At 67.0% G+C, this 18,530-nt stretch carries 17 protein-coding genes and 1 tRNA gene; 6 read left to right on the top strand and 12 right to left on the bottom strand.

Annotated elements, in window-relative coordinates; all coding sequences use genetic code 11:
- Positions 1–376: 376 nt before the first annotated feature.
- Positions 377–871: an FBP domain-containing protein gene (locus EEB19_RS08700; RefSeq protein ID WP_187585173.1), complete on the top strand. Its 495-nt coding sequence runs from the start codon at positions 377–379 to the stop codon at positions 869–871.
- Between the two features lie 68 nt (positions 872–939).
- Here the strand turns inward: EEB19_RS08700 and EEB19_RS08695 are convergent, their stop codons facing one another.
- On the bottom strand, positions 940–2,712 hold the full coding sequence (locus EEB19_RS08695) for a bifunctional diguanylate cyclase/phosphodiesterase (protein ID WP_187585171.1): 1,773 nt from the start codon (positions 2,710–2,712) through the stop codon (positions 940–942).
- A gap of 365 nt (positions 2,713–3,077) precedes the next feature.
- A tRNA-Ala gene (locus EEB19_RS08690) sits at positions 3,078–3,153 on the bottom strand.
- A gap of 131 nt (positions 3,154–3,284) precedes the next feature.
- On the opposite strand from EEB19_RS08690, the gene EEB19_RS08685 reads away from it, so the two are divergent.
- Positions 3,285–4,040: a hypothetical protein gene (locus EEB19_RS08685; protein ID WP_187585169.1), complete on the top strand. Its 756-nt coding sequence runs from the start codon at positions 3,285–3,287 to the stop codon at positions 4,038–4,040.
- Positions 4,041–4,178: 138 nt separating this feature from the next.
- Here the strand turns inward: EEB19_RS08685 and glpR are convergent, their stop codons facing one another.
- From glpR to EEB19_RS08660, 5 genes are all read right to left on the bottom strand, one after another.
- Positions 4,179–5,513 carry a gephyrin-like molybdotransferase receptor GlpR gene (glpR, locus tag EEB19_RS08680; protein WP_187585167.1) on the bottom strand — a complete coding sequence of 445 codons (1,335 nt, stop codon included), beginning with the start codon at positions 5,511–5,513 and terminating at the stop codon, positions 4,179–4,181.
- A 177-nt stretch (positions 5,514–5,690) separates the two neighbouring features.
- Complete coding sequence (locus EEB19_RS08675) at positions 5,691–6,350, bottom strand: SIMPL domain-containing protein (protein WP_187585165.1); 660 nt, start codon at positions 6,348–6,350, stop codon at positions 5,691–5,693.
- A gap of 29 nt (positions 6,351–6,379) precedes the next feature.
- Positions 6,380–7,036 (bottom strand): GNAT family N-acetyltransferase, encoded by a 657-nt coding sequence (locus EEB19_RS08670; RefSeq protein ID WP_187585163.1) that lies wholly within the window; start codon positions 7,034–7,036, stop codon positions 6,380–6,382.
- A 21-nt stretch (positions 7,037–7,057) separates the two neighbouring features.
- A complete protein-coding gene (glp, locus tag EEB19_RS08665; RefSeq protein WP_187585161.1) occupies positions 7,058–8,362 on the bottom strand; it encodes a gephyrin-like molybdotransferase Glp in 1,305 nt (434 codons plus the stop codon).
- 127 nt (positions 8,363–8,489) lie between these two features.
- Positions 8,490–9,446, bottom strand: coding sequence for a UTP--glucose-1-phosphate uridylyltransferase (locus EEB19_RS08660; RefSeq protein WP_187585159.1), 957 nt, complete (start codon positions 9,444–9,446; stop codon positions 8,490–8,492).
- 81 nt (positions 9,447–9,527) lie between these two features.
- Between EEB19_RS08660 and EEB19_RS08655 the strand changes: the two genes are divergently transcribed.
- Positions 9,528–10,106 carry a 5-formyltetrahydrofolate cyclo-ligase gene (locus tag EEB19_RS08655; RefSeq protein ID WP_187585157.1) on the top strand — a complete coding sequence of 193 codons (579 nt, stop codon included), beginning with the start codon at positions 9,528–9,530 and terminating at the stop codon, positions 10,104–10,106.
- Between the two features lie 49 nt (positions 10,107–10,155).
- Here the strand turns inward: EEB19_RS08655 and EEB19_RS08650 are convergent, their stop codons facing one another.
- Positions 10,156–10,476 (bottom strand): FmdB family zinc ribbon protein, encoded by a 321-nt coding sequence (locus EEB19_RS08650; RefSeq protein ID WP_187585155.1) that lies wholly within the window; start codon positions 10,474–10,476, stop codon positions 10,156–10,158.
- 231 nt (positions 10,477–10,707) lie between these two features.
- Here EEB19_RS08650 and EEB19_RS08645 point away from each other — a divergent pair, with 231 nt between their 5' ends.
- Complete coding sequence (locus EEB19_RS08645) at positions 10,708–12,252, top strand: sodium:alanine symporter family protein (protein ID WP_187585153.1); 1,545 nt, start codon at positions 10,708–10,710, stop codon at positions 12,250–12,252.
- A gap of 18 nt (positions 12,253–12,270) precedes the next feature.
- Here the strand turns inward: EEB19_RS08645 and nhaA are convergent, their stop codons facing one another.
- Entirely contained in the window at positions 12,271–13,560 is a 1,290-nt protein-coding gene (gene nhaA, locus EEB19_RS08640) for a Na+/H+ antiporter NhaA (RefSeq protein WP_187585151.1), read from the bottom strand.
- Positions 13,561–13,796: 236 nt separating this feature from the next.
- Here nhaA and EEB19_RS08635 point away from each other — a divergent pair, with 236 nt between their 5' ends.
- Together EEB19_RS08635 and mscL are read left to right on the top strand one after the other, a co-directional pair.
- Positions 13,797–14,474, top strand: coding sequence for an SAF domain-containing protein (locus EEB19_RS08635; protein ID WP_187585149.1), 678 nt, complete (start codon positions 13,797–13,799; stop codon positions 14,472–14,474).
- Between the two features lie 171 nt (positions 14,475–14,645).
- The gene (mscL, locus tag EEB19_RS08630; protein WP_187585406.1) at positions 14,646–15,404 is read left to right on the top strand and encodes a large conductance mechanosensitive channel protein MscL; all 759 of its coding nucleotides are present in this window, start codon (positions 14,646–14,648) and stop codon (positions 15,402–15,404) included.
- 468 nt (positions 15,405–15,872) lie between these two features.
- Here mscL and EEB19_RS08625 read toward each other — a convergent pair whose 3' ends face one another.
- The 3 genes from EEB19_RS08625 to EEB19_RS08615 all read right to left on the bottom strand — a co-directional run bounded on the left by EEB19_RS08625 (position 15,873) and on the right by EEB19_RS08615 (position 18,496).
- Positions 15,873–16,541, bottom strand: a complete 669-nt coding sequence (locus tag EEB19_RS08625) for an MspA family porin (protein WP_187585147.1) — start codon at positions 16,539–16,541, stop codon at positions 15,873–15,875.
- A gap of 77 nt (positions 16,542–16,618) precedes the next feature.
- Positions 16,619–17,263 (bottom strand): MspA family porin, encoded by a 645-nt coding sequence (locus tag EEB19_RS08620; protein WP_187585146.1) that lies wholly within the window; start codon positions 17,261–17,263, stop codon positions 16,619–16,621.
- Positions 17,264–17,902: 639 nt separating this feature from the next.
- A complete protein-coding gene (locus EEB19_RS08615; protein WP_187585144.1) occupies positions 17,903–18,496 on the bottom strand; it encodes a molybdenum cofactor biosynthesis protein B in 594 nt (197 codons plus the stop codon).
- Between the last annotated feature and the right edge of the window lie 34 nt (positions 18,497–18,530).

Genomic DNA, 18,530 nt, shown 5'->3' with positions numbered 1-18,530 from the left:
CGCTGAATGGACTGGCCTGTCGAAGAAGCGTTCTACGACGCGTTGACGCCCAGCATGTGGTGCATCAATTGTCTCTACGGTACGCGAGGCCGGGGTGGGCGGCCAAATCATGGTGACCAGCGTCATGTCGGCGGCACGAGGACGTCTCACGACACGGTCGCGGGCGACAGCGAAACCACGTTGACATGCTTCTGCCCGCACGGGAGCATGCCTACCGTGAGCTTTGTCGAGTCGTCGCCCGCAGGGCGTGGGGAGGTTGTCGGCGTCGTGCACGCCGACAACTGAGGTTCCCGCCCCGACAGACGCGTGTCCCGCCGCAGGCGGCCGCGTCGGTCGAGACGTACCCTGCCCACGACGACCCGTTAGGTCACCTCTCATGCAGTCCCTCACCGAATCACAGATCCGCACGTCTTTCGTCAACGCGACGGTCCGCGAACGGAAGTCCGCGACCCTCCCCTCCGGATTCGACCGAATCCGTTGGGAGGACATCGATTTCCTCGGCTGGCGCGATCCGAAGCTTCCGCTGGCCGGCTACATGGTCATCCCCACCGATGACCGGCTCGTCGGCATCATGCTGCGTCTCGGCGGACGTCAGCCACGGACCCGTCCCCAGTGCTCGTTCTGCCAGGACGTCCAGTTGCCCAACGAGGTCGCCTTCTACAGCGCGAAGGTCGCCGGTGCCGCAGGACGCAAGGGCAACACCGTCGGGACGCTGATCTGCTCGGGATTCGAATGCTCGGCGAACGTCCGGGTGCGCCCATCGGCGATCTTCGCCGGCGACGACCCCGAGGCGGTCCGCCAGTCACGGATCGCGGTGCTGCGCGATCACCTCGGCGGCTTTGCCCACCGCGTACTGGGTCAGGCTTCCTGACGCCGGGTCCTCACGACGGATCACGTGCTGACGACGCCGGGTCCCGCGACGGGGCCCGGCCGCGCGGCTCAGTGGATGTTGGCCAGCCGCTGGGGAAATGCGTAGAAGTAGCCTTGCGCGAAGTCGCATCCGACCCGTTCGATGGCCGCGGCCTGCCGGGAGGTCTCCACACCCTCGGCGACGACCTGCACACCGGTCGCGTGCGCCGTCGCGACGATGCCGGAGAGCATGATCTCCGCGCGATCCCCGTCGTCGAGGGCGTCGACGAAGGACTTGTCCGTCTTGATGATGCTGATCGGCAGCCGATAGAACTCGCTCAACGTCGAAGCGCCCGTTCCGAAGTCGTCGATCGCGACCTGACATCCGAGCGCCCGGACCGCGGCCAGGGTGGCCACGACACCGTCGTGGTCCCCGGCCGCGAGGACGCGTTCGGTGATCTCGATACACAGTCGCCCGGGTGCGAGACCGGTCTCGGCGAGGGTCATCTCCAGCCGCGCCATGAAGTGTCGGTCGGCGAGTTCGCGCCGGGAGAAGTTCAGGCACAGGGTGAGTTCGGCGGTGCCGTCGTGCCGGATGAACTCGCGCACCGCCTGATCGAGCACGTGGGCACCGAGGAGTTCGATGAGGTCGCTGCGGTCGGCGACGGCGAGGAACTCGCTGGGCGAGATGAGCCCCAGTTCGGGGTGGCGCCACCGCATCAGGGCCTCGAGGGCGACCGGCTGATGGCCGCGTTTGACGTCGACGATCGGCTGGTAGTCGAAGTAGACCTGTGCCGGATCGGAGTCGATCGTCTCCCGGAGCTCCCGTTCGATCCGCTGTCGGCGTTGCAGATCCAGGCGATGCTGCGGCCGGAACCGCACGTAGGGACGGCCGCGCGAGATCGTCTTCGCCTGATACAGCGCGATGTCGGCGTCACGGAGGAGATCGGTGGGCGTCGGCCGGACGTCGCCGAAGCGTGCGACGGCCACCCCGACGCTGACGCTGATCCGTTCGCTGTGGGTGGCCAGTTCGATGGGGACACCGACTGTCTCGTGAATGTGGGACACGAGGTCGTCCACGCGGGTCGCATGGTCCTTGTGAACGAGTTGGACGATCACGTATTCGTCCCCGCCGAGCCTGCCGATCGCCGAGTCCTCCCCCATGGCCTCGCGAAGGCGGTTGCCGATCTCGGTCAGGATCTCGTCGCCGATCATGTGTCCGAGTGCGTCGTTGACGAGCTTGAAGTCGTCGAGGTCCAGATAGTGCACGACGACGCAGTCCTCGGGGGCCTCCAGACGGTCGGAGTAGGTCTCGATGGCCCGGATGATGCCCGCACGACTCAGCAGACCGGTCAGCTGATCGTGATACGCCTCCCACTCGTACTGATTGGCCTCCCACTCGAGGCGCGACGTCTCGCGATGACGGTCGGTGATGTCGTCCATCGACACGACCACGGCGCGGTCGTCGCCATCACCGATCGCACGGCAGCTGCAGGAGATCCAGCGCCGACCCGCCGGCGCGACGATGGTCGCCATGTGGTCGTCGGTGGCCACACCCGTCCGCAGGCAGACCTCGATGGGCGACTCCTCCGGAGAGGAGAAGTCGAGGGCGAGGTCGGTGAGTCGCAGTCCGGCGACCGCGTCGTCGGCGAGATCGAGCAGCGCGATGGCCGAGGGATTCACCAGTTCGACGGCACCGTCGCGGCCGACGACGATCACCGCACGTTCGAGAGAGTCGAAGATCGCCCGCATCCGCTCGACGAGGCGACGCTGACGTTCGATCTCGGACACGTCGCCGGGAGCCCCGATCGGCGTCACCGCAGGCATGGGGGCGTCGTCGTCGACGCGGTCACCGTCGGTCATCGCCACCTCCCTTGCCGCCTGTCGGTCCATACCCGTCTGTCGGTCGCCGAACATTCGCGACCGTAATCGAAACTCACGTGCCGTGACTGCGAAGAGAGAACATCGTCCATAGATGGTGGACGCCGCATGCGTACGATTCAGCCGTTTCATCAAAAAGAAGCGCAGGTCACAGTCGTGTCGGCTGAGCAGACGACAGGGGTTTCTTGGGGAAACACGGTTGTGTGCCGCCGGCCGTGCCACAGGCCGGCGATGCAGGATTCCGGTCCCACACTGATCGGTGACGCCCAGAGGCAGGGACCGACGTCCCGGAAGACGACGAAACCCCCTTCCTCCTGCTCCGTCACAGATGGAAGGGGGTCTCACGATGGTGGAGCTAAGGGGAATCGAACCCCTGACCTACTCGATGCGAACGAGTCGCGCTACCAACTGCGCCATAGCCCCGGGCGGTCACGAGTGACCGGCCGTTGGCCACTGTAGCAGTTGGGCGGCCGGTACCTCCAAACCGCCGTTCGGGCCCTGTCGTCCGCGGACCGCAGACGCTGTCGCGCCCGCGGGTTCGCTAGCCTCAGACCATGGCTAAGATGTCCGATGCCCAGGTCGCGGCAGTGCTGGACCGCGCAGTCGCGGGTATCAACCCGGTGCTCGACACGCTCTCGGAGCGTGATCCGCTCGGGCTCAAGAAGCACACCTTCGACGACGATCCGCACCATGATTCGAGACTGCAGCACGCACTGCACCTGGTGGCCGAGGGACTGAACCTGACGGACTGGCCGGGGACGAAGGGCTGGTCGTCGCGGTCGATGAACAGTCGGGCGGATTGGTGGGTCTCCCGGATCGGGACGGTCAACACGGTGGCTGTCGCCTACCCCGGCCTGTTCGGTGGCTGGACTCGCCGGCTGCCTCTGGCCTCGGTTCTCGGGTTCGCCAACCAGGCGATGGTGCTCGTGGCGGTCGCGCGCGAGTACGGCGTCACCGACAGGGCTCATCAGGTGCGGCTGCTCGCATCGGTGCTGTGCGGCCGCGACATCGGCGACGAGACGTCGGCGGACACCGCGGGAGCCACCGACGACGCGGTGTTGCCGATCGAGGACTCCGCACGCAAACGCACTCTGATCGGGACGGTCTGGGAGACCGCGATGACGTTGCGCAGCCTGTCGAACGAGTTCGAACGCCGGCCACAGCCTGCTCTCCCGCTCCGCACGCTGGCGTACATTCCCATCGTCGGCGCACCGGTCATGTATGTGGGCGAATGGTTCGCGCTGTCGCGGGCCGCGCGTCTTGGCCGCGCGTGGATCGCCGATCATCCAGAGGCAGTTCACACTTCCTGACCGCACGTGTCAGCGGGCGCTACAGAAACCTCATCTGTCGGTTCTCACCTTCGTAGGTGCGAAGGTGAGAACCGACAGATGAGGTGGCTCCGGCGGCCTGCTCCGTCTCCTGCGAGCTCGGCTGCCTCGGCGTCTGGATCAGCCTGCGACGCGGCGCAATCCGTCGTCCTCGCGCATCATGCGTCGGCGCTGGAACGGCGGAAGGTGCTCGAACACGGGGTCCTCGTCGTCGATCTCGAGGACGATGGCGCCGCCCGGACGACGTAGACGCGGCGGCGGGGGCGTCGCGGCGAACTCGGGAACCGCTTCGGCACGACGACGACGTTCGGTCCGTTCACGTTCGGCGCGCCGGGCCCGAGCAGCGCGTTGCGCACGGATCTGGGCTTCGGTGGCAGCACTGCGCCGCAGGTAGGCGAGGTAGGCCACCATGATCACCCCGATGACGCCGGTCACGACCCAGCCGATCATCCCCAGGAAGATCCCCGACGCCGCCGCAGCAATCGTCAGCATCACGAGGGCGATCAGGACGCGCTGGCGTTCCCGGTAGCGGAGTTCGGTGCCCCGTGCGTCGGGTGAGTAAGCGGTCCGACGACGGGTGGACCGTGCAGGCCTGCTGACGACGGCGGGGTCGTCGATCTCCGCCTCGACCGCATCGTCGTACTCGTCCTCGACCGCATCGACATCCTCATCGAGGTCGTCGTACTCGTCCTCGAGATCGTCCTCAAGATCGTCGTCGTACTCGTCGTCGACGCGCTCACCGTCGTCGTATTCGTCGGTCTCGTCGGCATCGGCATCGTCGTACTCGTCATCGAAGTCGACTTCCGCCGTGTCCTCGGACTCGGCACCGGTGTTGTCGTCCAGGTCGTCGGCCTCGGCGATCTCGGCGTCCTCGACATCGTCGAGTTCGTCCTCGAGGTCGTCGTGTTCCGGATCGACGAACTCTCCGTCGACGGTCACTTCCTCGTCGACCTCGTCGTCGCTGGTCGCGGAAACGTCTGCGCTGTCGTCGGCCGGGGCATCTGCGGCCTTCGTGGCGACGAGGTCATCCTCGCCGCGGGTGTCGGTGGACTCGTCCACGGAGTCGTCGTCGGAGTCGTCGGCGGACGGAGCGGTCACGGTCTCACCGGTCGCGTGCCGGACCGTCGACGTCTCGTCGGTCTCGGAATCCGCTGTGGTGGTCGGCCTGTCGGTCTCCACCTCGTCGGTCTCGCCCTCATCGTCCTTGTCGAGGACGGCGGTGCGGCCTGCGCGGGTGGATCGGGCACGGTCGGACTTCCACGACGGGTCGTGTGGGTGTGCACCGGATGCACGACGCCGGGTCGGCCGGGCACGGGTTCCGCCGCGGTGGAGGAGACGGGTCTCCTTGGCGGCGTCGGTCGTCTTCCGCATCTGCGGGCGACCTTTGATGACCATCGGAACCAGGACGAAAAGCCATATGGCCACAAGGCAGACCCACAAGACTGAGTTCGGCATGCGACTCTCCCTTCTTTCACTCTGGTTACACGAGGCCACCTCACAATCTAGGGGCGAGCAGGTCTCGGCCGGTGCAGACGCGCCGAGCCGCGGTGACATTGGTGGGATTCACAGGGTCGGCTCAGGCGCCGGGAGCGCAGCGAGCGGGCCGACTCGGCTCAGGCGCTGGGAGCGCTGCTACTCGGCGACGAAACGAGCGTCGACCGACATCCCGATCTCGATGTCGTCGGAGCGCAGTTCGAGCGAAGGGCCGCCGCCGGGAGGTGGAGCACCAAGGGGCATGGCGCGCACCGCCATCGAGGCGTTACTCGGCTCGGCCAGCATGCCCGGATCGGCCAGCTGTGTGGCGACGACGGCGCCTCGTCCGACGGCGTCGGCGTAGGCCTGGGCCTTGGCGACCGCGTCGTCGACGGCGGCTCGCCGGAGGTCACGTTCGTAGATCCGGCGATTTTCGTCGGTGACATCCCAGTGCACGCCGCCGATGTCGACGCCGTCGAGGGCACCCCATCGCTCGGTGCACTCGGAGAGCGCGTCGAAGTCGCCGAACTCGACGTCGAGTCCGATACGACTGACATACACCATTTCTCGTTGCTCACCGTCCCGGTCGTACGGGCGGTGGCTGGTGACACGGACCGAATCGCTGGACCAGGTGGTGACGGTGCCGGCGGCGGCCAGCCCGGTGATGTCCTCCACGAGTGTGGCGTGCACGGCGACCGAATCCCGGTGAACGGTCTCCCTGGTGTCGCCCTCGAGGTGCACGGTGAGGTGAAGAATTGCCCTCTCGGGACGGTATTTTCGGTTCGCACGTCCCCGGACGACGATCTCCAGCGGTGTCATGCAGGCGACCATACGTCCTCGGTACGACGTCAGTGGAACGATGCCCGGCCAGCCCGCACGAGCGTCTCGGCGGCGCTGCCGACCACTTCCTCTGCGGTCAGGGCGAAGAGAATGTGGTCGCGCCAGCGTTTGTTGACGTCCATGTACCGCTCGAGGAGCCCTTCGCGCCGGAACCCGATCTTGGTGAGCACCGCCTGCGACGCCACGTTGGCGGGCTGGACGGTCGCGTCCAACCGGTGCAGACCGACCGGCCCGAAGCAATGATCCACGCCGAGAGCGACTGCGGCGGTGGCGATTCCCTGTCCGACGTGTCGCGAGTCGACCCAGTATCCGATCCAGGCGCTGCGGACCGCGCCACGCTGGATGTTGCCGACGGTCAACTGGCCGACGTAGGTGCCGTCGAGTTCGATGACGAACGGCAGGACGGTCCCTCGTTTGGCCTCGGACCGCAGGACCGAGAAGAGCGGCGGCCAGGCGCTCGGATGGTGCCTCTCGGCCCAGGAGCCGATTCCCGTGGGTTCCCAGGGCAGCAGGGTGTTCTGGTTCGCGATGCGCAACTCGCTCCACGATTTCGCGTCACGCAACTTCACCGGCCGCAAGGTCACCGCGCCGGCCTGGGTGATCAGCGGTCCCAGGGTCGCGGGCCAGCCCGGATTGATCTGCGCCCCGGTCAACCACCTCAACACGATGACGAGTTTATTTCGGTGTCAGCCCCGCTGCGCCAGGAATGCCACCTCGACCTCGTCGCCGGTGCCCAGTTCCTCCACATCGGGTTCGACGATGATCAGGCAGTTCGCCTCGGCCAGTTCGGCCAGGAGGTGGGAACTCCCCGTCGGAGATGCGCCGATGACCTGCACCAGGTAGTCCCCCGACCTCTCGTCGCGCATCAATTGGCCGCGGAGATACCCCTTTCGCCCTTGCACGGACGCGATCGGCCCGATGGTGCGTGCCGTGATCACACGGCGCATCGGCTGGCGTTTGCCCAGCGCGATCCGGATCAGCGGCCGCACCATCACCTCGAAGGTGACGAGCGCGCTGACCGGGTTGGCCGGGAGCAGAAAGGTCGGGACCTCGTCTCGGCCGAGCCGGCCGAAGCCCTGGACCGAGCCGGGGTGCATGGCGACCCGGACGATCTCCAGTTCCCCGAGGTCGCTGAGCGCGTCGGCGACCGCCTTCGACGCCTTCCCGCCGATGGCCCCGCAGATGACGACGATCTCGGACCGGATGAGCTGGGCCTCGACGACCTCGCGCATCCGGGAGGTCTCTCGCTCGGCGATGCCCACCCGGTTCACGTCGGCGCCGGCATCGCGTGCGGCAGCGGCGAGTGCGTAACTGTTGACGTCGTAGATCTGCCCGGGGCCCGGTGACCTGTCGATGTCGACGAGCTCACTGCCGATCGAGATCACCGACAGCCGAGGTCGCGGGTGCACCATCACCCGCGCTTGTCCGACGGCGGCGAGCAGACCCACCTGCGCCGGTCCGATGATCGATCCGGCCCGCACGGCGACATCGCCGGGCTGTACGTCGTCGCCGACCCGGCGGACGTACTCCCCGCTCTCCACGGCGTGGCCGACCTTGACCTTTTTCTCGCCACCGTCGGTCCAGCGGACGGGCACCACGGCGTCGGCGAGGGTGGGCATCGGCGCACCGGTGTCGACGCGGACCGCCTGGCGGGGCTGCAGTCGGGTGGGCGTCCGGGCTCCGGGCTCGACCTCCCCGACGACAGGGAGCTGCACGATCATCGGTTCGCCCGGGGTGAGCTCGGCGAGGTCGGCCCCTCCGGAGTCGAAGTCCTCCACGTCGTCCGGCGCGATCGTGCCCGCGAGGTCGACATCGACCGCGCGGATCGCGTAGCCGTCGATCGCGGCTTGATCGAAGCCCGGCATCGGCCGCTCCGTGACGACCTCCTCCGCGCACATCAGGCCTTGTGCTTCGGAGATCGCCACCCGAACGGGTCGCGGGGCCACCGCGGCGGCGGTCACCCGGGTCAGATGATCTTCGACCGAACGCATCTCACCTCTCGCCCCATGTCGGCTGACAGATTTCCGCTCGACGGTAGCCGCCGCAGGTCGCCGGATGCCCGAGGCGCGCTGATGTCGCTGCGATCAAATGTGTCGAATCGGCGATGGAGGTGGGCACTCAGCCGTCGGCGAGTCGCTTCTCGAGCCACTCACGCAAGTCGGGTCCGTAGTCGTCACGATCGAGGGCGAAGTCGACGGCGGCCTTCAGGTATCCGCCGGGGTTGCCCAGATCGTGCCGCGTGCCGCGGTGCACGACGACGTGGACGGGCTCGCCCTCGTCGATGAGCAGGGCAATCGCATCGGTCAGCTGCAACTCCCCGCCGGCGCCGGGCTCGATTCGGCGGAGTGCGTCAAAGATCTTGCGATCCAAGATGTATCGTCCTGCAGCCGCGAGGTTCGACGGCGCGTCCTCCGGTTTCGGCTTCTCGACCATCCCCTTCAGCTTCTTGACGTTCGGGTTGTTCGCGTCCGGTAGTTCCTCGACGTCGAAGACGCCGTAGGCGCTGATGCGGTCGCCGGGGACCTCGATGGCGCACAGCACCGAGCCGCCGCGGCGCTGACGGGTGCGCGCCATCACCTCGAGGACACCGCCGGGAAGAACGAGGTCGTCGGGCAGCAGTACCGCGACCGCATCCTCGTCGTCGTCGAGGTAGTCCTCCACGCAACCGACCGCATGTCCGAGACCGAGTGGCTTCTCCTGGATCACCGAGGCCACCTCGAGCAGCGACGGCGCCTTGCGGACCTTCGCCAGCATCGAGGCCTTGCCGCGTTTGGCGAGGGTGTTCTCGAGCACCAGGTCTTCGACGAAATGCGCCACGACGCCGTCCTTGCCAGGCGAGGTGATGATCAGGAGTCGTTCTGCGCCTGCAGACTTCGCCTCTTCGGCGACGAGCTCGATGCCCGGGGTGTCGACGACGGGCAGCAGTTCCTTCGGCACTGTCTTGGTGGCCGGCAGGAATCGCGTTCCCAGACCCGCCGCCGGGACCACCGCGGTACGCGGGATCGGCGGGGTGTTGGGCACGGACTCGTATTCGGTGAACGCCTCGGTAGTCTGGCTCGCGTCACTGGTGCTCATGGGAACACCCTAATGGCGATTTCTGCGAAGATCCTGTTGAGAAGATCTCAGTCTTTCGGGTGGCGAGGCGAGGACGGACGGGTGCGGACGATGAAGAGACGGCTGCGGGCCGAGTTCGAGGAGCGTCGCGTCTCGCGACCGTTCGCGGCGCGACAGCGGGCCGCGAGCGACCTCGCGGGCTGGATCCTCTCGGCACCGTTTCGCCTCGAATACGACGTCACGGTCGCGGCGTATGTCCCCTTCGGCTCCGAGCCGGGCTCCGTCGCTCTGCTGGACGCGCTGGCCGACCGCGGGGTCACCGTGCTGGTGCCGGTGGTACCTGCGGGCGAACCGACGGCGCTGGACTGGGTGCGTTACGACGGCTCGGACTCGCTGGCGCGCGGACGTTGGGGACTGCTCGAACCGACCGGTGATCACCTGGGCCGCGACGCCATCCGCGCGGCCACGGTGATCTTCGTGCCGGCCTACGCCGTCGACAAGTCGGGTACGCGTCTGGGACGCGGTGCCGGCTACTACGACCGCACCCTGGCCGGATCGACCGCGGAGACGGTCGCGGTGATCTACGACGACGAGCTGGTCGAGTCTCTCCCCGCCGCCCCGCACGATGTCCGTGTCGGTTGGGCGCTCACCCCGGATGGGGGTTTTCAGCAGCTGGGCTGAGGCGCGGCACCCGATCCCTGAGGAGCGAGCTTGCGAGCGTCTCGAAGGGTCAGGACGCGGCAGCCGCGGGTGCGGCGGGCTTGCTGTCCGACGACGACGAGGTACCCGACGACTTCTCCGACGACGTGCTGCTGCTGCTCGACGAGGAACTGTCCGACGACGAGGAGGACGAACTCTCACTCGACGACGACGTCGACCGCGAGTCGTTGCGGTAGAAGCCGCTGCCCTTGAAGACGATGCCGACCGAGTTGAACAACTTGCGCAGACGGCCCGTGCACTGCGGGCATTCGGTGAGCGCGTCGTCGGAGAACGACTGCACGATGTCGAACTTGTTGTCACACGCCGTGCATGCATACGAGTAAGTGGGCACCGACAACCTCCGGAAGAGTAGTGAATCGCTGCTGAGTGTAACCGATATTGGCACTCCACCATTCCGAGTGCCAATACGTGCTCGTCAGGGCGATGCCATGCTCCTCTCCCGTGCTGTCCGTCGACAATCCTGCGGCCACGCGCCGGTCATGGAAAAGTAAGGCTCCGGTAAAGCAACGTCCATGCACGATGTCGTGAACGATGTCCACGCACGATCCACCAGGAGCCAGCCATGTCCGACTTCCTGAGCACCGTGAACGGCTACATCTGGAGCAACGCTCTGGTCTATCTGTGTCTCGCGGCCGGTGTCTACTTCTCGATCCGCACCCGATTCGTCCAGGTTCGGCAGGTCGGCGAGATGATCCGACTGATGTTCCGGGGCGAGAAGTCGCCGTCGGGTGTCTCGTCGTTCCAGGCACTGACCATGTCCCTCGCGGGTCGGGTCGGCACCGGCAACATCGCCGGCGTCGCGACCGCGATCGCGTTCGGCGGCCCGGGCGCGATGTTCTGGATGTGGGCGGTCGCCTTCCTCGGGGCGTCGACGTCGTTCGTCGAATGCACGCTGGGCCAGATCTACAAGACCCGGGATCGCCTCACCGGTGAGTACCGCGGCGGTCCCGCGTACTACCTGAGCCGGGCGTTGGCGCACACGCGCGCCGCGGGCGCCTTCAAGGTCTACGGTCTGGTGTTCGCCGCGGTGACCGTCCTGGCCTGTGGGCTGCTGCTGCCGAGCGTGCAGTCGAACTCGATGGCGCTGGCGATGAGCGAGGCATGGGGGATCTCGACCTGGGTGGTCGCCGTCGGCACCGTCATCATCCTGGCCTTCGTCATCATCGGCGGAGTGAAGCGGATCGCCGCGTTCGCCTCGATCGTGGTCCCGTTCATGGCCGTCGTCTACATCGTGCTCGCCCTCGTCATCGTCCTGATGAACGCCGGTGAGGTACCCGGGGTCATCCGCACGATCTTCGCGAGCGCGTTCGGTCTGGACGCGGCGTTCGGCGCGATCGTCGGCTCGGCGATCATGTGGGGCGTCAAACGCGGCATCTACTCCAATGAGGCGGGCCAGGGCACCGGGCCGCATGCCGCGGCCGCCGCCGAGGTGTCCCATCCGGCCAAACAGGGTCTCGTCCAGGCGTTCGCCGTCTACGTGGACACACTGTTCGTCTGCTCGGCCACCGGCTTCCTCATCCTGACCACCGGCGCCTACCGGGTGTTCGAGGGAGAGACGGAGGACGGCCGCGTCATCGCCGAGGGTGGGGTGCTGCCCGCCGACGTCGCCGTCGGTCCGACCTTCGTCCAGACCGGCTTCGACACGCTGTGGAGTGGCGCCGGATCGACCTTCGTCGCGGTGTCGCTGGCCTTCTTCTGCCTGACGACGATCATCGCGTACTACTACATGGCCGAGACCAATCTGCGGTTCCTGCTGGGCAAGTCGGCGACGATCTACATCCGCCCGCTCCGCAGCACCCTCGGCTCGAATCTGACGATGGCGCTGCAGGCGCTGATCCTGGTGTCGGTCGTGCTCGGCGCTGTATCGACGGCGACCGAGGCGTGGACGCTCGGCGACATCGGTGTCGGCCTGATGGCCTGGCTGAACATCATCGGGATCATCATCCTGCAGCAACCGGCGTTCAAGGCGCTGCGCGACTACGAACGGCAACAGAAGGCAGGCAAGGACCCCGTGTTCGATCCGCGTGCACTCGACATCACCGGCGCCACGTTCTGGGAGGACTACGACCCGACGGGCGAGAAGGAACGCGTCACCAGTCGCACGTGACGCGTTCGCCGAGCAGCGCTATTCGATGACGGCGATGTCGCTGTCGACCACGCCGTCGCGGTTCATGTCCGGGTCCCGCTGCCGACGGGCATCCCAGCGGAGCAGGGCCGCGGCGACCAGTGCGGCGACGACGCTGGCCAACAGGATCGCCGCCTTGGCCGCCGACGCGTGGTCGTCGGACCCGTGCTCGAAGGACAGTTCGGCAATGAGCAGGGCGACGGTGAACCCGACGCCGGTCAGCATGCCGACCGGCAGGAGATCGCGGACCCCGATCGAGTCGGGCAGGCGCAGCGGCGTGAACCTGGTCATGACCGCCGTCGCCGCCATCACGCCGACGACCTTGCCGACGACGAGGCCGAGGAAGATGCCGATCGAGACCGGTTGCACGATGCCGGATTCTCCGACGACGGTCACGCCGGCCGACAGGAACGCGAACACCGGCAACGCGATGGCCGACGACGTCGGTCTGATCGCGACGTCGAATTGGTGTGTCCGCGAACTCGACTCACCGAACCTGGCGATGGCGGGAACCGTGAAGCCCAGCAGGACACCGGCAACCGTGGCGTGGACTCCGGACGCGTGCATCAGCGTCCAGGCCACCAGCGCCAGGGGCACCAGTACAACGGGGATCAACCACGCCTGCCGCGGTCGCCGGAGCCGCACCAGCACGCCGAACACCGCGATCACCAGCAGTGCCGCACCGAACATCACGAAATCGATGGTCTCCGTGTAGAAGGTGGCGATCACGGTGATACCGAGCAGATCGTCGACGACGGCCAACGTCAGCAGAAAAGTGCGAAGTGCCAGCGGGAGACCACGTCCGAAGATCGCCAATACGGCCAACGCGAACGCGATGTCGGTGGCAGTGGGAATGGCCCAGCCGCGCAACGCCTCCGAATCCCAGACCGCGACGACCGCGACGTAACACAGTGCCGGCACGATCATCCCGCCGATCGCGGCGACGATCGGCACACCAGCGAGTTTCAGATCGCGCAGACTCCCCGCCACGAACTCCTGCTTGAGTTCGACACCGACGATGAAGAAGAAGATCGCGAGCAGGCCGTCGGCCGCCCATTCCGCCACCGACAGATGCAGGTGAAGCGATTCCGGGCCGAACTCGAAGGAGATCAAGGACTCGTAGGCCTCACGCCACGGCGAGTTCGCCCACACCACGGCGGCTACAGCGGCCACGAGCAGCAGCGCACCACTGGTGACATCGAGGGAGACCCAGCGTCGAAACCGTTGCCTCGCGGACGGTTGATGGCCGGCGGACGTCGTTGTCGGATCGGGGGCGGCGGGGGTCGACATGTGCGAACTCCTGGTCGTCGTGAATGGCTTGATCACGTGCGATCACTGACCCCGCCCGCGGGCGGGGGCCGACCAGACTTCCCGGCACACCGCGGCCCATTCTCCCCGATCACCGCCGCCGGGTCCAATCGGGCCCGGCGCTTCGGTGATCCACACCGTTCTCTCGCCGGGCACGTCATCCACAGATCCGTCGTCGGCCCGCAACACCGGCCCCGCCCGCGGCTACGGTCCCCGGCATGCGCCCGATAACCCGTGACACCCTGTCCCCCCGCGTCGTCGACCGCGTCCGACACGCGCTCCGGCCAGGGTGGTCCCGATCGGTGATCACCCGTCGCCTCGCGTCGGTTCTGCTGGTGATCGTCGCGGTCGCGACCACCGTCACCGGCCATCGCGGCGAACAGTCGCGGGCCGTCGTCGTCGCAGCGCGGGACCTGACTCCCGGACATGCCGTCGTCGCCGACGATCTCGCGCTGCGGGAGGTCACCGGCGGCCTGGTGCCGGGTGGCGCATTGCGCCTGACCGCGGACGGGATCGGCCGCGCGACGGTCGGCCGCGTACACGCCGGCGAGATCGTGACCGACGCCCGACTGTTGTCGCCGCGCCTCCCCGCCCAGCTGACCGGCCGTCGAGACGCCCGTCTGGTGCCGGTACGTCTGTCGGACGAGACCACGACATCCCTGTTACGCGAGGGCGATGTCGTCGACGTCCTGACCGCCGCCGACGATGACCGGTCCGAGGTGACCGTCCTCGCCCGCGCCGCCGTGGTGGCGTTGTCGGTGCACGCGTCCGCCGACGGCTCGCTGATGAGCGGCCGTGCCGACCGGCGCCCGGTGCTTCTCGCGATGGAAGAATCGGCGGCACATCGGGTTGCCGCCGCAGGTCTCGACGCATCGCTGGCCGTCGTCATGCATTGACGTGTCCGCTACCCGGGCGCGGTTTCCGGAAATCGCTGCAACGGTCGTTTACGATCCTGGATAGGGTTGTCGTGTTCACACAGAGAATTCGATGCTCCGTGGGCTGTGTCCATCCGCCCTCGCGAATACCTGGACAAGAGCGGTAAGCCGAATACGAGAGGACCGCACACCGTGCTCAAGGGATTCAAGGAATTCATACTCAAGGGCAACGTCATCGAATTGGCCACCGCGGTCATCATCGGTGCGGCCTTCACCGCCATCGTCACGGCATTCACGGACAAGATCATCCAGCCGCTGATCAACGCCATCCCCGTCGGGACGGACGCCGCCGAGGGCCTGGGCTTCCAGATCACCGACAACCCGTCGACATTCGTCGACATCGGTGCGGTGATCACCGCCTTGATCAACTTCCTGATCGTCGCCGCGGTGGTGTACTTCCTGATCATCGCGCCGTACAACAAGCTCGTCGAACTGGGTGGCTTCGCCAAGAAGGCCGAGGTCACCGAGGTCGCGCTGCTGACCGAGATCCGCGATCTCCTCGATCCCAACGGTTCGTCGAAGGCCAAGGCCGCGGCGGAGGCCGATCTCCCGCCGCACCTGCAGGAGCCTGCCGCCCCGGCCACCGGAGTGGATCCCGGTGTGACGCACCGCTTCAGCGCGCCGGGCGACTCCACGGGTCAGCCCGCACCGGCACAGCCGGCGCCGCAACCACAGCAGCCATCACCCCAGACGGGCCCGCCGTATCCGACGCCACAACCGGCACCGGGTTCCTATCCCCCGCCCGGAAGCTACCCGCAGCAGGGCTATCCGCCTCCCGCCAACTATCCGCCCCAGGGAAATCAGCACCAGGGCAGTCCATATCCTCAGCCCGGTCAGTTCCCCGGCGAGTACCCGGAGGGCCCTGACGCCCCCGGACGTCATTCACGCTGACCCACAACCTCTTCGGGCCACGCTCCATCACGGAGCGTGGCCCGATCTGTCCGGTCTGCCGGATTCGAAGAGCCCGGGTGCGGGCGGCGAGGACGAATGCGGAGCGCGCGCAACGACTCCCAGCCGGTTGCCAGGGCGCCCCCCAGCTAACCGCAAGGTTGCACCCCTAGCGTCGGTCAGGTCGATGGAGACTTCCACCGGCTCACAGAGATCCGAACGACACGGAGGGGGCATCAGCATGCCGCACAACCAGAACCCACGAGGCCACAGCAACCGTCGCCCGGGCCCGTCACCTCGTCCGCAGCCCCGGCCCCGCCCGCGGCCGCGGACCTTCCCGTTCCCCTTCTTCGGAAGCTGACCGGGACAGCACTGGCGAAATCCGGTGACAACAAGCAACGGGGCGGGATCGGATATCCGATCCCGCCCCGTGCGGTATGTGCTGTGCCCGTCAGAGACGAACCGGCCCGATCAGCCCAGGCTGAACGGCTTGCCGTACAGCGTGATGACGCCCTTCACCGAATCGGTGCTGACGGTCACCTTGACCTTGGCCTTGGCTGAGGCGTATCCGGCGCAGCCGTCGAGGCCGAACTTCTCCTGGCTGTAGGCCACGCCGCCGCGAGCACCCTTGAAGGTGTAGTCGCTGACGTTGTAGTCCTTGTAGGCAGTGCTGTCGCCGGAGGTGGTGTCGATGATCGGCACGTAGGAGGCCTCACCCGGTCCGAGGGTGAACCCGGCGTCGGCGTTGCCCGACGGAGTGGCGGTGGCGCCACCGTCCGGGTTCGGCGCAACCTCGACGCCCGCGCCCGCACCGGCGCCGGCACCGAAGTTCACCTGGCAACCGACCAGGTAACCGGCAGCGATCGAGCCGCCCTCGGCCTTGCCGCCGACGGTGACGGTGACCTTGCCCGACATCCAGACCTCACGGCTGGTGGCGACGTTGGTCACGGCCTTCTGGACGTTGACGAACTCATTGCTCAGACGAACGGTGACCGGAGTGCCGTCGACCAGGGTCTTGGACACGAACCCACCGGGCAGCGGGCCGGCCACGGCGCCACCCGCACCGAGGCTGGTCAGGCCCATCACCGCGGCACCGGCGAGGCCGACACCGGCGGCCACGCGGCTGTTGATCTTCTTCATGATTCCCCTTCGTGGAATATCAATCTGCTCGGGGCAGATAAGTCAGAGAGTTGTGACTGGATTTATCTGCGTGCCGCTCAGTTGAGGCTGAAGGGCTTGCCGTACAGGGTCGACTGCAGGTAGGTGCCCTCACCGTTGACGGTGCCGTCATCGGTGTTGTAGCCCTTGGCGCCCACGGTCTTGACGATGGTGCGTGCCGAAGCGTAGCCACCGCAGCTCTCGACGTTGATGCCGAACTGATCGAGCTGGATCGCGGCCACGCCGCCGTCCTTGATGTCCTTGTCGGTCACGTCCACGACCGCAACCTGACCCGGGTTCAGCGGGATGGTCAACGAACCCGACAGCGAGGGGCTCAGCGCCTCGGTGATGCTGCCGGAGATGCCGCCCTCGAGGCCGGTGATGTCGATCTGGCAGCCGATGAGGACCTTGACCGCGATGTTGCCGTTGACTCCGGCGCTGGCCTTGGCCCGGTAGGTACCCGAGACCACAGCAGCACGGCCTGCACCGTTGTTCGCGACCGACGGAGCCGGCAGGGCCGACTCACCGGTACGCCAGGTCTGCAGCGACTCGCCATCGATACCGGTGGCGTTCTTGTAGCCGTTGGGCAGCGGAGCTGCCGCGGCGCCCCCCGCCCCCATCGTGGCCAGGCCCACTGCCGCGACCGCGGCGACGGCGCTCGCGCCCACAACGCGACGCAGTCCAAGCTTGCTGAACTTGCTCATTCGTTCCCTCTCACAGGATTCGGTTGTTATCCCGCACAGCACAACCGCGTGCTGTCCGAGTCGACCCTCATGGGCTGCGGACCCCCGCCCCGCAACCGAACCCTTTTCGGCTTCGGTTCCCTGGAAGTTGCCTTCCGCAGACCCCTGGTCACTGCTGCGTCGTCAGTCGCGACAGATCGCAGGACTCCCCGCCGGTGCTCGTCGCCAAGTACCGAGTTCGTCGCTGCGAACGTTATCGGAGCGAGATGGAGACGAGCAACAGATGCAATCCGACGTGTCTCAACGCCGCCTCTCACCATCCCAAAGATCACATTCGAAATCTCTCGAAGTGCGAATGTTAACGGAAGGAAAACACGCTGCGTCAGCTATGTCAGCAGCGTGCCGGGCTATTCGTGATGCGGTGGACGGTTGGCCTCGTACCAGTCCTGAGAGCGCCCTGAGTGACCTTGCTCACAATCGTCGGTTGTCTGCTCAGGAAGGTCGTCGCCGAACACATCGTCGATCCGGCGTTTGGCACGCCAATTCCTCGATGGACGCGACCGATCCCCGGATTCGCTGGTCATCGGCGATTCCGGGGATCGGTCGGACGTCTCACCCATCACCGCTCCCGGCGGTGATGGTTGATCGTGTGCATGCTGATCAGAACTCGCTGATCGCCTCGATGACGTGTTTGGCCAACGGTGCGACCGTGGCCATGCCATCGCGGACCGCCGCCCGAGAGTTGGCGATGTTGACGACCAGCGTCTGCCCGGAGATACCCGCCAATCCGCGGGACAGTCCGCCGTCGGTGGCTCCGGCGGCCAGACCCGAACTGCGGACGGCCTCCTCGATACCGCGCAGGCGACGGTCCAGCAGAGCCTCGGTGGCCTCCGGTGTGACGTCGCGGGCCCCGACACCGACACCGCCGACGGAGATGACGAGATCGACGCCGCCGATCACCGCGGTGTTCAGGGCGTTGCGGATCTCCACCTCGTCGCCGGACACCGCGACGGTCGCGTCGACATGGAATCCGGCCTCACCGAGCAACTCGCCCACGAGGGGCCCGAGCAGGCTCTGATCCTCGCCGTGCGCCGCGCGGTCGTCGACGACGACCACGAGGGCGCGGCCGATCTCATCACCGGTCGGAGAGGTGCGGCTGTCGTCATCGCTGTGCCGTGCGACGAACTCTCGGGCGGCCGCGTCTGCGGCCACCACGTCGTCAGGATCGATGGCGGTGGATCGGGGGTCGCTCATTCTCAAGCCTTTCTGCTCCCATGCGCGAGGATCA

Source organism: Gordonia sp. OPL2 (assembly GCF_003797825.1).
GTDB lineage: Bacteria > Actinomycetota > Actinomycetes > Mycobacteriales > Mycobacteriaceae > Gordonia.
The sequence above is the reverse complement of the archived record's forward strand: the minus strand, read 5'-3'. Positions and strand labels throughout refer to the sequence as shown.

Coding starts and splice junctions, on each gene's coding strand:
- EEB19_RS08700 (WP_187585173.1), top strand. CDS start 377: ATGCAGTCCCTCACCGAATCACAGATCCGCACGTCTTTCGTCAACGCG.
- EEB19_RS08695 (WP_187585171.1), bottom strand. CDS start 2,712: ATGACCGACGGTGACCGCGTCGACGACGACGCCCCCATGCCTGCGGTG.
- EEB19_RS08685 (WP_187585169.1), top strand. CDS start 3,285: ATGGCTAAGATGTCCGATGCCCAGGTCGCGGCAGTGCTGGACCGCGCA.
- glpR (WP_187585167.1), bottom strand. CDS start 5,513: ATGCCGAACTCAGTCTTGTGGGTCTGCCTTGTGGCCATATGGCTTTTC.
- EEB19_RS08675 (WP_187585165.1), bottom strand. CDS start 6,350: ATGACACCGCTGGAGATCGTCGTCCGGGGACGTGCGAACCGAAAATAC.
- glp (WP_187585161.1), bottom strand. CDS start 8,362: ATGCGTTCGGTCGAAGATCATCTGACCCGGGTGACCGCCGCCGCGGTG.
- EEB19_RS08660 (WP_187585159.1), bottom strand. CDS start 9,446: ATGAGCACCAGTGACGCGAGCCAGACTACCGAGGCGTTCACCGAATAC.
- EEB19_RS08645 (WP_187585153.1), top strand. CDS start 10,708: ATGTCCGACTTCCTGAGCACCGTGAACGGCTACATCTGGAGCAACGCT.
- nhaA (WP_187585151.1), bottom strand. CDS start 13,560: ATGTCGACCCCCGCCGCCCCCGATCCGACAACGACGTCCGCCGGCCAT.
- EEB19_RS08635 (WP_187585149.1), top strand. CDS start 13,797: ATGCGCCCGATAACCCGTGACACCCTGTCCCCCCGCGTCGTCGACCGC.
- EEB19_RS08625 (WP_187585147.1), bottom strand. CDS start 16,541: ATGAAGAAGATCAACAGCCGCGTGGCCGCCGGTGTCGGCCTCGCCGGT.
- EEB19_RS08620 (WP_187585146.1), bottom strand. CDS start 17,263: ATGAGCAAGTTCAGCAAGCTTGGACTGCGTCGCGTTGTGGGCGCGAGC.
- EEB19_RS08615 (WP_187585144.1), bottom strand. CDS start 18,496: ATGAGCGACCCCCGATCCACCGCCATCGATCCTGACGACGTGGTGGCC.